The organism is Spirosoma endophyticum (assembly GCF_900112365.1).
Taxonomy (GTDB): domain Bacteria; phylum Bacteroidota; class Bacteroidia; order Cytophagales; family Spirosomataceae; genus Spirosoma; species Spirosoma endophyticum.
Window position 1 is genome coordinate 1 of the sequence record NZ_FOLQ01000021.1, and the last position, 12,530, is coordinate 12,530.

The following is a 12,530-nucleotide window of genomic DNA, read 5'->3' on the forward strand; positions in this document are numbered from 1 at the left end:
CGCAGTCGATACAACCTCACCGCTTCTAATTTAAATGGAAAAGGATCAGGGGTAAGTAGTCTAAACCTCTATCAGGATGGTAAGATCCGTGGCGGGCTTAGCTATGTGAATTCATTAGGCCAAATAGTAAGCTTGGCCTTTGTTCTATAGCTTTAAATAAACCATAAAAAGTACAAGTCGCGACCATTCTAAAGGATGGTCGCGACTTGTACTTTTTATATTCTCGTTGTATAACTATTATGGCTGTTGCAAAAGTCTGTAAGGATGACAAAGAGCCAGGTTTACTAGCCAAATACGTTTCATAAGATGGCTAAAAAGCCCGCATTAATAGAGCTTATAAACTGGCCTATCGACTTTTGCAACAGCCACTATTTTTATGTTATTCAACCAAAAGAAGAATGATAGTATCCTGATTACAGAGCTGATCTTGGAATAAGATAAGGCTTACTGTATCTGAGAAACCCATATAGTGCAGTTACTGGTGGTTGCTTTCTTCTTGATAAAACCGTAGTGAGCTGAATATTTAAGCAAACCTCCACAGTTAGACCCCACAGTGACAATTAACCGTTGATAGTTGGTCACTAAACTATCTGGCACCACGAAACTATTCGAAGCAATCATCCTGATTTTTTCATCTTTCGGGGTCCATCCCGAAATCGTGCTGCTATCCTTTAGAGCATAAATGCTCCATTCAAAACTTAGGGGCTTGTCTCCGTAGTCACCAGCAGTAAATTTTAACCCGTCACCAGCGTAGCACTGTGAATCGACAGTCACTTGATGAGCAAATGTGCAAGGCTCAGTGTCGCTATTTTTACAACCTTCCCCAGCTGTAAAGACTACAAGCAAGCTTGCTAAAAGTGATAAGGAAATTCTCATGGTCTTTTCAGAATAGTATTTGTTAAAGACCAAATTATATTAAAAAAGGTTATAGAAAACTTGTTGTATAAGTGCGATTATGTTAGTTCAATCCCTAAATTTAAGCCTAAATAGGTTTGGTTCTCAACTGTATAAACTTTTCATCTCATGAAAAAGCTATTATTAGTTTCGTTTTTTGTTAGCCTGTATGCCTGTCGACCTAGAGCACCTATAGCGCCCATTCAGCCTGTTCAACCCACGGTAAACCCAGTCATACCAACTCAACCTTCATCGCCAGCGACAACTATTGATGGACCTGCGGGACGGTACTTAGTAACGACTTACATTGTCGCTGGAGATACCCTGCACACAGCCAATAAGGCGGGGTTTCCAATAAAGAGTAAATTGGATATTGACAGTTTTGCCCTTGTCATCAAGCAGACGGGTGGCGATCAATACACCATAACCTATTCCTATTATCATAACCCAACTGGCGAGGTACCTACATATACCAGGAAGGTCACGGGCAGCGTCTTGAATGATTACTATTATCGGCTTACCGCCACTGATGCACAGGCCGGTACTGTTTTTGACTCAAAACTGTCTCGAGTAAACAAGCAGTTCTACCAACGGACTGTCGGTGGAGGCATTGTTATTCCCTTGAAAGGCTCGTCGTCGCCCCTAAATCAAACCACTGACAAAGAAGTCATCCTAGTGGCTGTTCCTCAAGGGTAATGATGCTAAAGGTCTATCGGCGGATGAAATCTAAACAGAATTTCGGTCGTATAACCAATCTTATGATCACTCCGAAGCCGTTTTTAGGGGTACTTTGCTCGTAGTTGGGGGCTCAATCTACGGATATTTCATTAACATAATACCGGCTATCCCCTATCCCTTTCTAAACTCCAATTTGGCCTGTTTTCACGGCTCGTATGGGCCGGTCAATCTTAGAATATTTCCTTAACATAAGATTGCTTATACACCATAAATGAGAAAAATACAATTTCTCGAAGAGCCACGATATCCATTAGCTAGCGCTTTTTACGATAGTAGATTTCTTGTGTATAACGATGAGCGGTAGCTCCTGAACCAGGTAGCAAATAGTGATAGTTATAAACCGTTTTAAACTCATTCGCTTGAGTCAGGGTAGCCGAATAGGGTTCTTGAATAAATGAATGGGGAGGCGTAGCCCGGTTTAACTTCAGCATTGATTCATTAGCGATTACTTGCCATCGGCCCGTTTCGGTTCCTACATTCAGGGTAGAGCTATCAACCGAATAGAAGTCCTTACCCATAAACTGCTCCCCATAGCTACTATCCTGATTGAACACATACGTGTCACTTCCTAGCAGGGAGCCACTACTATCGGTTCGGTTACGATCAGTAAGCGGAGCCGCGAAACCGCTGTAGACAATTCGATTAATGGCCCATTCACCAACAATATCGGCGAAGGTTGGCACGTAAGGCGTAGGGGCGCGCTATTCTGACAAGCCAGTTGAGTCAGCAACAACAAGGTGAGAAGAAAAGTGGATCTCATAAAGGTTGATTGTGATAAGTAGAGCTATGTTTATTCCAGCCAGTGCAGTAAGCGAGTCGCAGCTCGTTGAGGGTCCGTTTCATTCAGGGAGTAGAACTCGACCGATCTCCCTACCAGGCGTACGCCATCCCAACGGCCCATACTATCCTGGTAGATGACCGCATACCCGGCCAGATCCCCCAGCTCAGCCCGGATATCTTCTAAGACATTATCCATGTCATTCGTGACGCTTTTACTGCCCTGGTCTAAATCCACAATAGCAATCACACTGCCCTCGACGGTGTAGGTATAATCGGCTCGTGGCCCTCCAAATCGCTTATTCATGATGGCTAAAGTCAGTCGGTGTTCTTTTTTCCTTTCCCACTCAGGAGCAATCTGATAGATTTAACCTTTATTAGCTGAGGCAGTAAAACACAAAGACATGCTTATCTGCTAGCCCTTCTGTCTAAGCAATTTCGACATTGACCGCATTTAAGCCTTTCTTGCCGCGTTCGACAGTATATTTTACTTTATCATTCTCCCAGATTTAATCGACCAATCCCGAAGCGTGGACAAAAATATCTTCTCCTCCATCATCGGGCTTAATGAAACTAAATCCTTTAGAGTCATTAAAAAATTTTATTGTTCCTGTTGGCATTACTGGTTAGAAATTAGTCCAAAGGTAAAGACGGAAGAAGAAGTTAGACTTCCAAAAGTAGAGCCTTATCCTATCCTGATATTACTTGTGATATTAGACTTGATATCAGGTCTAATATTTACTACTAAAATAAACTTTCTTTTTAAGTCTAATATTTATTTTTATCTTTAGACTAATACGAATGTGAATTTTCATTAACCCTGTAATAATCAATGGTTTATACAACGGGTGGTATTAAAGGAGGAAGCGGCAAGAGTACTGTTGCAACTAACCTTGTTGTTCTATTAGCTAGTAAGGGTAGAGATGTTTTGTTAGTTGATGCTGATGATCAAGAAACAAGTACAGATTTTACTGCTTTGCGTGAAGAGCGTACAGATAACAAGGCAGGCTACACAGCTATTCAACTTGCAGGTACATCGGTACTTAAGCAGATACCTAAACTAGCAGAACGTTACCAAGATATAGTCATCGACACAGGCGGTAGAGATACTGATAGCCAACGGGCCGCTTTGACCATATCAGATGTATATCTTGTGCCTTTTAAGCCTCGAAGTTTTGATGTTTGGACAATTGAAAAAGTACAGAGCTTAGTTGAACAAGCGCAAGTCATTAACCCCCGGCTCAAAGCATTTGTATTTCTCAATATGGCTGATCCAAGAGGGGAGGAAAATTTTGAAGCGGCAGAACTTCTACAACAATCCGAATCCTTAGAATTTATTAATGTGAGTCTGGGACATCGTAAAGCTTTCGCTAACGCAGCAGCTAATGGCTTAGGTGTTTTAGAATTAAAAGGTGACGAAAAAGCAGCCATTGAGTTCAAGGCACTGTATAACTATATTGAAGAATTACTAAACAAGAAATAAACATGCCAGTAGCACCTAAGCCCAAAAGCCGCAAAAAGGAGACTGGGTTTGATAATGAGAAGGCGTTAGATTTTATTCGTCAAGGTGGAAGCCAGTCCCAGGGAGATGAGACCGTGGAACAACAGCCTCAATCAGCAAATCTTGGAAAAGGCCGACACACTACAAAAACGGATCCGAATGATCAGGTTTCAATATCGATTAAATTACTTGTTAGTGAACGGAACCAGATCAATGACAATAGGGCTAAACTATCAGGAAGGGACAAAAAATCCTTAGAAGGATGGATAATTGAAGCAATTACTGAAAAATTAGAGCGTGAAAATAAGCGTAAAAATTAGGGCTAATATCAAACTTGATATTAGCCCTAATTTTTACGCTTAAAACATAGGCAACTACGGTTCTGCTTAGAATTAGTCTGGAACAAACAGCCATTCTATGAGTTGCCTCTACGTAACCCATAATGAGTTTTATACTACCTTTAGAACCAAATAGATTCCGTCCCAAACCTCCTTTTTCTCTACAATAAACCTTGCTTAATTGAGTAGATTTTTTGTTCCTAAGTACTCTCCGACAGCTTTAAATGAAGACTTTTAAAGAAATAAGCCAGAATAAACAGTGGCATATATATCCGTTCTAAATCTCCTTTTTCTCTGATTTCTATTGTTCAGAAGTAGTGTACTGACGCTCTAGAGAGGTCTGAACTTCCTGCTTCAGAAGTTCTTGAGCAGCCTTACCTACCTTGACAAATACAGCATTACAGTACTTTAGGCGGTCATTAATTCGGTCATCTGAGTTCTCTTTCAATTGCCAGCTATAAAGTAGCTTGTTTGCTGCTTCAGTACCGATGTCTTCTAAGTAAGTGGCAATATTTTTATCCGTTACTTTCCAAGCACGTAAATTGTCAATTACCCGCGAAACAATGTGGTTTTTGAGCCAGAATTCAGGGATTTTACCATCTAATTTTCGTTGAATTGTGAATTTAAAGCCCGTAATTTTTTTTCGTCCACCAGATTTTCGTTCAGTTTCATAGACAGGCTCATATGTAAAGGCCAAATTAGTGCTGGCCAATTCGTCTATAGCCTCACTCATTGTGTACTTAATGAGATCTTTGGTCAGTGGATACTTCATTTTAGGTGAACCATCTTTATTCTTTTTGATGCGTCCCGACTTATCCTTGATCTCCCAGCAGTCCATCAATTGTCGATACTGCTCAATTGTAGGGGACCATACCCCTGTATCCCGGAAGGCTGATAGAATTTCAAAGAATCTCATTGAATACCAGCTTCTTAGGCTCATATAATTACTAATTTGATATTTAGTATAATGAGCAATTTTAACAAAATACGGCTCCAATTGCGGATTAAGTAAAACCGTAATAACTCCGTTTTGATAACCGACTGCCTGTTCCTTAGTTGAATCCAGCAAATGTCTTACGTACCATGCCTTACGATCCAAGCTTTCAAATTCCCAAGTGACATGGATCAATTCCATTAAGGCTGCTTTAATGTGTTTATATGCTGTATCTTGGGCCACATCAGCATCCGTTATTATATCACCGATTCGAAATTGATAGTAAGGGCGCAAAGAATAATCATCATCCCTTATTTGATCAATAACTCTCGCCATAATACGTTTGGCGGCCACGCTCATCTTACCCTGTCGAGCAAAGGTCACATTCCAATGCTGCTTGATAAGTTCACTATGCTGAGGCTCGTAAGTAAGCTCAAGGGGAAGTACTAACTGAGTGTTCCGTTTATCGTGTCCAATCATTGTATGAATGAGTAAAGCGGCAGCAATATAATAAAAGGAGTTAAATAAGTCAAACTCCTCAAACTCCGTCCTAAATCTCCTTTTTCCTAGTCTTTTTCCGTCCTAAACCTCCTTTTTATTAGGCTAAATTCCGTCCTAAACCTCCTTTTATTAGTACTGACTCAGTATATATATTAACTATTATAGTAAAATTTCCTACTATGATAGTTTTGCCTCGCGCGTTGCTAAAAAAAATGTGGATAAGGTTGAAAAGACTAAAAAAATCGCCTGAGGAAGAAGCGAAAAAACAAAAAACAAAAAGGACCGCGCGTTTGCTAAAAAAGAGGAGAGGCCCGCAACTATATTTTTAGTTTATATACATTTAGTAATTTATAGGCACAAAATTTTTTTAGTATTTCCTCTCCTTTCTATTGATAGTGGGTATAATTAAAAAAACGGACCAAATTCGTCACGACTCGTTCAGGCAATAACAAAGCCGGTATTGCCGGTGAATATGCAGTTGTGAGAGGCTTTAAAACGTCCCTTTTCGGGTACAGCTCAAAATTGAGGGCAGAGCCATGAAAACTGGTTGTAATCCTGTTTCCTTAACTCATACCAGTTTTCAACGTACCAGCTACTTTAAGGGAACGAGAATTGAATACAGCTCATCCTGATTGGAATCAAATTCATATAACTAACCCGTGACGAATTTGATCCGTTTCTTTAGATGTACCCGATAGTGCCGAAGATATATTAAAACTATAGCGCTAATTAAGTTGATACTGTGCTGAACTATTGCAAATAGATATTTTAGCTATATTGCATTAATCGATAAGTTGCCTACGAAGACAAAGCGGGCTCAAGGAGCTACGAACGGAAGTCAGTGACAGGAATAATCTATTTGTTTAATAAAGTGGCTTAAAAGCCAATTATGCGCTTTCAGACGGAACCGGGCAATGCAGGGATGCAACCTGCCAGGGATAAGCCAAGCCACGTACTGAAGTACGTTAGTTAGTTGGATTGATAGCTAGAAGCCTCCAACTAAACCCCCCGGTCTTGATAGCTCTAAGCCAGATCGGGGGGTTTATAAACCAAAAAACAACTAAATATATGTTCACCTTAGTATTTTCCGGTTACTGCCCAAAAGACAGCGTATTTGTAAAAACTTGGCATGAGGAACCACTATCTAGATATAGTTCAATGGTAAGTCTTGACAAAATGAAAAGTGAAGAGCATTGTTTTCAAGAAGTGGAAAGATTAACTGAACTTGGATGGGAAGTAACTAGAATGACAATATTTGATTCTGATCGAAATATGACTGTACGGATAACTGAACAAGATAGGGCAGGGAAATCTATGTTAGAGTGTATAAAAGACATTAGAAAGGAAAATGAAAAGCCATTACTTCCTATTGTAAACACTTTTGTAAAAAGGCTTATAGGAATGTTGGATTAGTTGCAGAGTGTATGGATTTTCTTAGGCATATCCCACCCCTGATGTATGTCTAAATATTTTTATGAAAGAATTTTTACTTGTAATATTTATCTTTTGTTCATTTCCTACTACAGGGCAAACAAGAGAAGCAATTACATACACAGACACTATAAAGACCAAAGAATATATTAAAGAAATTTTACTATCAGTATCCGAAAAATCCTTTTTATATATTGAACATAAAAAGCTTAATAAGTTAAAAAAATAAGTATAAATAGTATGGTATCTGGTACAGTAGACGATGTAGAAAAGGATTCATCAGAATATTACCGAGGTACTAAAGAAACCATTATGATAAGGTTAAAATCTAGTCGTAGGAAAGATTTCCTATGTTCTGAAAATACAACGTTGAATGGTAAATATGTAAAGACTGATATATATAGTATAGACAATTTTACTTTTGAAATACCAAAAGTGTATTTACAAACACTCCTTAAAATATTCTGGTAAAGTTTCTATTTATTCTTCCTTTCCCCATTTGTCTTTTTCAATGTACGTTGTAAGCTATCTTGGACAAACGCTATAGAGTCCTTTTTGAACTGTTTATAGCTTGTAGTCATTATATCAGACCAAGCAGATACACCATTTCCCTCTCTACCCTCTATCGTTTTTGTACCAGCAAAAATCGGTTTTTTATTAGGTGATTGAGCATGACCGAAATTACAGATAAAAACTGTTATAAAAATTAAGGCAACGGTTTTCATAAAAAAGTTATTTAAGTGATTTGTTTATAACACAAATCTAATTATTTTTAAGCTCACTTAAACAATGAAATATCATGAAAAAGGTAAGTAATTCAGAAGTGATTATTAAAAAAGCATTGGGTTCACGTATGACTAGAATCAAAAGTTGTGATAACCCCAAGTCTGCTAATAAAGCCAGTACGGGTAGTGTTCACACTTGGGGTTAACAGTTGTATTAATTTTAATTAGTAAATCCCGTTATCATACGGGATTTACTCTAAATAACAATAAGATGGAAGCGCAAGAGCAACCAGAATTTACTAACATGGAAAAAAGTGCTGGATTGATGAACACAGTTTATTCAATTCTTAGAAAAGAAGGTTATATACGAGAAGCAGATGCATTAGTCGCTTTCTATAAAGTTATCGAATATAGAAATAGGTTAGAAGGCCAGTATCAAGATCAGATTGAAGACTGGGATAAACGAATGCTGAATGATTATAATAAGGATGTAGAAAAAGTTCTTCATTATATGAGTGACAGAACTAGAGAGGCTGAAAGGATGGGATTACCGATAGTTCCTAATGATGAAAGAATAGCAAATGAACTACAGGTAGGTATACTGAGACCGAGCAAAAACTAAAATGACAGGGACACTTGAACAGCTACTAAATCGCCTTCTCCTACGGATTCGGCGTCAAAGTGATTTCTTTTTAGAAATCAGCAAGAGGGAAGGGGTCTTCGACACCCTTCTCTCTTGCCCTGCGGGGCTAAAAAACTGATAATCAGTTTTTTATGTAATAACAAAGTAATTACTAAATAATTAGTAGTTACTTAATAAATTGATAACCAGTTTATTAAATAATTATCTCTGTAATTATGGCAGTATATAAGACTATTAGCGTAAGTGAAGATACTTTTAAAGAATTTGAGCGCATGGCTGAAAGCTACGCGCTAACTAATAAGGGTCTGGTAGAAGTAATGCTAACCTATTTTAAGGTATCAAAAGCGGACCCAAGGAGCCCCCAGGCTGATAACCCAACTGATGCAATCAAAGCTCTGGATAAGCGATTAGTCAGTTTTATAAAGGAGCAGGAAAAGAAAATACTTTTGCCTATGAAAGAGGCTATTTTCGATATGGCAGGAACTGAAGGAATGGCCCGGCGATCTGACTTGAGAATAGTGAATACCAATGTTAAAAAAGTAATAATAGGACTAAAGTTAGATAAATAAATGCAAACAAAATTTACTAGTCCAATCAAGGCCAGCAATAAAGGTAGTTGCTCGAAATTGGTAAATTATTTAGAGAAAGAAAATGCTAAAAGCCTATCACCAGAAAAGGAATATTTTTTCTCGGCTGATAGAGATAAATGTAATAAATGGGAAGTAATTCAACAAATAGACAACAATGCTAAAGGGCAAAAGATAGAGAAAGAACAAGATAGATTTTTCTCTATTGTTGTAGCTCCTAGTCAGTCAGAGCTTGCTCATATAGGTAATGATCCTGATAAATTAAGAGACTATACAAGAGAAGTTATGCAAAACTATGCGACTGGATTTTGTAATAGTAAAGGTGAAAACAGAGGTTTGGAAAGTAAAGATTTAGTATGGTATGCTAAGATTGAAAATGAAAGGAAATATAGCTCTTTAGATTCAGAGGTAAAGGAAGGCTTAGCGCAAACCGGACAACTGAAAGAAGGTGATCAACGCCATATACATATTATAGTTTCCAGATGTGAAGCTAGAGAGAATAGATATGTTTTAGAATTAGATAAACAAAAACAGGAACAAACTACGCACCTATGCCCGGCCGTTAACAATCAAAAAATATTTAATAGAGACGAGTTTATAAGACAAAATGAACAAGCTTTTGACAAGCAATTTAATTATATTAGGGGGCGTCAAGAATCTTATGATTATTGCAATTCTCTGAAAAATGGAAAACAACAAGATTATGAACAAAAAAGACAAAGGGGAAAAGAAAATACACTTGAAAAAGAGCAAAGAATAAATAATGAAAAAGGTTACGGAATTGGTTATTAAACTTCTAATCATAAATATTTGAAGCCATGTTTAAAGTGAGCCAAGTTATAGGGTACGTCATTGGTATTATTGCTATACCACTACTAATTTATGTAGCATCTAGTATGCTGATAAAATTTTTAATTCTATCGGTAGGTTTCCCAAGGATAGTAGGCGATGTAATTGGCGGATTTGGTGGATTAGTACCAGCCGGTTATATGGTTTTCAAAGGATTTAGGGGCAAAAATCGAGCGGAAATACAAGATACTTCACAGACTACTATGACTGGTATAAAGGTCAAAGATTACGTTTTTGGTATCAGGACAGCAAAGAATTTTATTCTGAAAATCACAAATCCCTTCGCTGGTATACTTGTAGCAGGTGGCCCGGGTGGTGGTAAAAGTTTTAGCGTTATCGAGCCAATTATTACCCAAGCAGTTCAGAAAGGGTTTACGGGCATAATCTATGATTTCAAGTTTCCAACCTTTGCCAGAGTTCTAAACGCAGCTGCGAAGAATAGTAAAGCTGAAAAGTATTATGTCAACTTCGATGATCTGAACCGTAGTCACCGGGTAAACCCTATTCATCCTGACATCATTACTACCATGAGCCATGCCACCGGTGCCGCTGATGCTGTAATGAGCAATTTAAAGAAGGGTGAAGACAATTTCTTTTCGGACAATGCCACATCCTACCTAGCTGGCATCATTTGGTTTCTACGTGAAGAATATCCAACATTCTGCACCTTACCTCATGCAATGCGCTTAGCCGCGCAGCCTGTAAAACAGGTAATAAACTTAATCTGCCAAAATGAGGAAGTTGCTACGTCAGTGGCCAGCATAAAGACCGCGGTGGATGAAGGTGCAGGAAACCAACTAGCGGGCGTTATCTCCACTTTACAAAATGCGCTCGGCAAAATCAATACGCGCTCTATTGTATGGGTACTTTCAGGTAACGACCTTACGCTTGATCTAAATAATCCTGACGCCCCTAAATTACTCGTAATAGGTAATAATCCAGATTTACGGGCAGTCTATGGCCCTGTTCTTGCGCTGATTGTAACGACAACAGTCAGAAAGCTAAACCAGAAGGGGAAGCTAAATTCATTGGTAATACTAGATGAAGCACCAACACTATACATTCCTGATTTCCCGACACTTCCCGCCACTGGTCGAGAAAATGGAATTGTCACTTTGGTAGGCTGTCAAGATTTCAGCCAAATCGAAGAAATGTATGGACCACAACAAAAGGACGCCATACTTAATACTCTTTCGAATCGCTTTTATGGGCGTATGCCCCATGAGCCATCGGCTCAATATGTAGTCCGAATTTGGGGTAAAGAATATGTTGAGCAACGGAGCAGATCAGTAAGTCAACCACGACTAGGGGAAATATCAGGTGCAAAATCTGATTCCTATTCTTTAACTCAGCGTGATCGAGTGACAGTGCAGGAAGTAACAGATTTGAAGAAAGGTGAATTTCTGGGTCAACTCGTGGAAAGTGACGTCAGCTATTTCCGAGCCCAGATAAAGCCAGATCTTATAGACCGTCAAGAAATAGCGGCTTTCAAAAACGTGAGTGAGGAGGAAGTAAAAGCCAACTATACTAAGATTAGTGAAGACATTAAAGCTTTGCTACTTGATAAAAAGATAGCGGAGCCAGAGCCAAGAAAAGAGACAATGCCAGCTCAATCACAGTCCCATACTCCTAGACTATCAGACGAGTTTTAAAATGGCCCCAGCGATAAAACTATACATCTTAGCCCTCATATGTTTTCCAATTCAATGCCTGGCACAAGAAACCTACTATGAAAAACCGCTCAAAAACCATCGCATGATGGTATCTATTGGCGCTAGCACTCAACTACTGCCAACTATAATAGAATATCAGAAATTCATAGTTAGACCACAGATTGGTTTGAGTTACAGACTCAACTATAAAGCGATCAACTTTGAACCGGAAATCATTCTTAGAAGTAGTCTGACTCATCTCAGAACACCATCTAATGTTATGCCAAACTGTTCAATCTGCTATGAAGAATATGAACATAAAGGGGCCAGTATTCACTTAATATTGCCCGTTACTCTTAGATATAAACGTTTCGGAATCAGTATAGGAACACATATTGAACTGCCTTCAATGCGCTACACCTTTGATGAAGTCGATTCTGTTTTCACCCCTATCAGAGTTATAAGAGTAGCAGAATGGCAAGAGCGAAAAAAACCAATTTTCGGATTCTACTTTGGTTTACAATACAATGTGAAACGCTACCAATTTCGAGTGTACGACATGACTAAGAAATATTTGTATGATGGTTACATTCGAAAACCTCAGATACTTAGCTTTTCCTTAGGTTACAGATTATAATATTTTCTTCCCCTTTATCTCCATGTTTGCGTCAGCATTACCGGCACCGTGCAGAGGATGAAAAAAACTTCTAATCAACCCTGTAATGAAAAATTGAGAGCGATCCCGATAAAGTACAATGCCTAGTCAGCTTCTATAAAGTAGTCAGGCGTTGTACTTTATCGGGATTGTTGTATAAATCATGTGGCTGTTGCAAAAGTCTCGAATGAGCCAAGTAGCCTATTTACCAGCTAGTTTTTGGCTACTCAATGATCGAAAATAGTGTATGAGTAGAGCCATTTCAAGCCTTGGCCGACTTTTGCAACAGCCACTCATGTTATGTT

Annotated in this window: 14 protein-coding genes and 1 pseudogene; 9 read left to right on the top strand and 6 right to left on the bottom strand. The window is 38.6% G+C overall.

Going from position 1 to position 12,530, the window contains the following annotated elements; translation table 11 throughout:
- Positions 1 to 444: 444 nt before the first annotated feature.
- A complete protein-coding gene (locus tag BM202_RS29635; protein WP_093833055.1) occupies positions 445 to 876 on the bottom strand; it encodes a hypothetical protein in 432 nt (143 codons plus the stop codon).
- 147 nt (positions 877 to 1,023) lie between these two features.
- Between BM202_RS29635 and BM202_RS29640 the strand changes: the two genes are divergently transcribed.
- Positions 1,024 to 1,590: a hypothetical protein gene (locus BM202_RS29640; protein ID WP_093833057.1), complete on the top strand. Its 567-nt coding sequence runs from the start codon at positions 1,024 to 1,026 to the stop codon at positions 1,588 to 1,590.
- A 296-nt stretch (positions 1,591 to 1,886) separates the two neighbouring features.
- Here BM202_RS29640 and BM202_RS29645 read toward each other — a convergent pair whose 3' ends face one another.
- The 3 genes and pseudogenes from BM202_RS29645 to BM202_RS37900 form a co-directional block, all read right to left on the bottom strand.
- Positions 1,887 to 2,315: a hypothetical protein gene (locus BM202_RS29645; RefSeq protein ID WP_093833059.1), complete on the bottom strand. Its 429-nt coding sequence runs from the start codon at positions 2,313 to 2,315 to the stop codon at positions 1,887 to 1,889.
- Positions 2,316 to 2,422: 107 nt separating this feature from the next.
- Positions 2,423 to 2,716, bottom strand: coding sequence for a hypothetical protein (locus BM202_RS29650; RefSeq protein WP_093833061.1), 294 nt, complete (start codon positions 2,714 to 2,716; stop codon positions 2,423 to 2,425).
- A gap of 121 nt (positions 2,717 to 2,837) precedes the next feature.
- Positions 2,838 to 3,029 (bottom strand): annotated as a pseudogene (locus BM202_RS37900) (cold-shock protein).
- 212 nt (positions 3,030 to 3,241) lie between these two features.
- On the opposite strand from BM202_RS37900, the gene BM202_RS29660 reads away from it, so the two are divergent.
- Both BM202_RS29660 and BM202_RS29665 read left to right on the top strand, forming a co-directional pair.
- Entirely contained in the window at positions 3,242 to 3,892 is a 651-nt protein-coding gene (locus BM202_RS29660) for a nucleotide-binding protein (protein WP_093833065.1), read from the top strand.
- Between the two features lie 2 nt (positions 3,893 to 3,894).
- The gene (locus BM202_RS29665; RefSeq protein ID WP_093833067.1) at positions 3,895 to 4,230 is read left to right on the top strand and encodes a hypothetical protein; all 336 of its coding nucleotides are present in this window, start codon (positions 3,895 to 3,897) and stop codon (positions 4,228 to 4,230) included.
- 319 nt (positions 4,231 to 4,549) lie between these two features.
- On the opposite strand, the gene BM202_RS29670 is transcribed toward BM202_RS29665, so the two are convergent.
- On the bottom strand, positions 4,550 to 5,662 hold the full coding sequence (locus BM202_RS29670; protein ID WP_093833069.1) for a replication initiation protein: 1,113 nt from the start codon (positions 5,660 to 5,662) through the stop codon (positions 4,550 to 4,552).
- Positions 5,663 to 6,751: 1,089 nt separating this feature from the next.
- Between BM202_RS29670 and BM202_RS29675 the strand changes: the two genes are divergently transcribed.
- Positions 6,752 to 7,096: a hypothetical protein gene (locus tag BM202_RS29675; RefSeq protein WP_143100788.1), complete on the top strand. Its 345-nt coding sequence runs from the start codon at positions 6,752 to 6,754 to the stop codon at positions 7,094 to 7,096.
- Positions 7,097 to 7,590: 494 nt separating this feature from the next.
- Here BM202_RS29675 and BM202_RS29680 read toward each other — a convergent pair whose 3' ends face one another.
- Positions 7,591 to 7,839, bottom strand: coding sequence for a hypothetical protein (locus tag BM202_RS29680; RefSeq protein WP_093833073.1), 249 nt, complete (start codon positions 7,837 to 7,839; stop codon positions 7,591 to 7,593).
- 271 nt (positions 7,840 to 8,110) lie between these two features.
- Between BM202_RS29680 and BM202_RS29685 the strand changes: the two genes are divergently transcribed.
- The 5 genes from BM202_RS29685 (at position 8,111) to BM202_RS29705 (ending at position 12,207) form a co-directional block, all read left to right on the top strand.
- Positions 8,111 to 8,461 (top strand): hypothetical protein, encoded by a 351-nt coding sequence (locus tag BM202_RS29685; protein ID WP_093833075.1) that lies wholly within the window; start codon positions 8,111 to 8,113, stop codon positions 8,459 to 8,461.
- Between the two features lie 236 nt (positions 8,462 to 8,697).
- Positions 8,698 to 9,051, top strand: a complete 354-nt coding sequence (locus BM202_RS29690) for a BfmA/BtgA family mobilization protein (protein ID WP_093833077.1) — start codon at positions 8,698 to 8,700, stop codon at positions 9,049 to 9,051.
- Positions 9,052 to 9,861 carry a DUF5712 family protein gene (locus tag BM202_RS29695; protein ID WP_093833079.1) on the top strand — a complete coding sequence of 270 codons (810 nt, stop codon included), beginning with the start codon at positions 9,052 to 9,054 and terminating at the stop codon, positions 9,859 to 9,861.
- A 26-nt stretch (positions 9,862 to 9,887) separates the two neighbouring features.
- Positions 9,888 to 11,570 carry a type IV secretory system conjugative DNA transfer family protein gene (locus BM202_RS29700; protein ID WP_093833081.1) on the top strand — a complete coding sequence of 561 codons (1,683 nt, stop codon included), beginning with the start codon at positions 9,888 to 9,890 and terminating at the stop codon, positions 11,568 to 11,570.
- 103 nt (positions 11,571 to 11,673) lie between these two features.
- On the top strand, positions 11,674 to 12,207 hold the full coding sequence (locus BM202_RS29705) for a hypothetical protein (RefSeq protein WP_177236728.1): 534 nt from the start codon (positions 11,674 to 11,676) through the stop codon (positions 12,205 to 12,207).
- Positions 12,208 to 12,530 lie beyond the last annotated feature (323 nt).

Coding starts and splice junctions, on each gene's coding strand:
- BM202_RS29635 (WP_093833055.1), bottom strand. CDS start 876: ATGAGAATTTCCTTATCACTTTTAGCAAGCTTGCTTGTAGTCTTTACA.
- BM202_RS29640 (WP_093833057.1), top strand. CDS start 1,024: ATGAAAAAGCTATTATTAGTTTCGTTTTTTGTTAGCCTGTATGCCTGT.
- BM202_RS29650 (WP_093833061.1), bottom strand. CDS start 2,716: ATGAATAAGCGATTTGGAGGGCCACGAGCCGATTATACCTACACCGTC.
- BM202_RS29660 (WP_093833065.1), top strand. CDS start 3,242: ATGGTTTATACAACGGGTGGTATTAAAGGAGGAAGCGGCAAGAGTACT.
- BM202_RS29665 (WP_093833067.1), top strand. CDS start 3,895: ATGCCAGTAGCACCTAAGCCCAAAAGCCGCAAAAAGGAGACTGGGTTT.
- BM202_RS29670 (WP_093833069.1), bottom strand. CDS start 5,662: ATGATTGGACACGATAAACGGAACACTCAGTTAGTACTTCCCCTTGAG.
- BM202_RS29675 (WP_143100788.1), top strand. CDS start 6,752: ATGTTCACCTTAGTATTTTCCGGTTACTGCCCAAAAGACAGCGTATTT.
- BM202_RS29680 (WP_093833073.1), bottom strand. CDS start 7,839: ATGAAAACCGTTGCCTTAATTTTTATAACAGTTTTTATCTGTAATTTC.
- BM202_RS29685 (WP_093833075.1), top strand. CDS start 8,111: ATGGAAGCGCAAGAGCAACCAGAATTTACTAACATGGAAAAAAGTGCT.
- BM202_RS29690 (WP_093833077.1), top strand. CDS start 8,698: ATGGCAGTATATAAGACTATTAGCGTAAGTGAAGATACTTTTAAAGAA.
- BM202_RS29695 (WP_093833079.1), top strand. CDS start 9,052: ATGCAAACAAAATTTACTAGTCCAATCAAGGCCAGCAATAAAGGTAGT.
- BM202_RS29700 (WP_093833081.1), top strand. CDS start 9,888: ATGTTTAAAGTGAGCCAAGTTATAGGGTACGTCATTGGTATTATTGCT.
- BM202_RS29705 (WP_177236728.1), top strand. CDS start 11,674: ATGATGGTATCTATTGGCGCTAGCACTCAACTACTGCCAACTATAATA.